The sequence below is a fragment of the Acuticoccus kandeliae genome (assembly GCF_003073115.1).
Window position 1 is genome coordinate 1 of the sequence record NZ_QBBV01000187.1, and the last position, 283, is coordinate 283.

Consider the following 283-nt stretch of genomic DNA (forward strand, 5'->3'; position numbering starts at 1 on the left):
CGACACCCAAGGAGGCCATTGAGGGTACCTACATTGACAAGAAGTGCCCTTTTACTGGTAATGTCTCCATTCGAGGGCGGATCCTGTCTGGTGTGGTGACCAAGATGAAGATGCAGCGGACCATCGTCATCCGCCGAGACTACCTTCACTACATCCGAAAATACAACCGTTTCGAGAAGCGCCACAAGAACATGTCTGTGCACCTTTCCCCCTGCTTCAGGGACGTCCAGATCGGCGACATTGTCACAGTGGGCGAGTGCCGGCCCCTGAGCAAGACTGTGCG

Annotated in this window: 1 protein-coding gene; it reads left to right on the forward strand. The window is 55.1% G+C overall.

The features are described from left to right. Window positions 1-32: 32 nt before the first annotated feature. Window positions 33-283, forward strand: a 251-nt coding sequence (locus tag DBV35_RS31425) for a 30S ribosomal protein S17 (RefSeq protein ID WP_342752408.1), incomplete at its 3' end; no start/stop codon positions are given.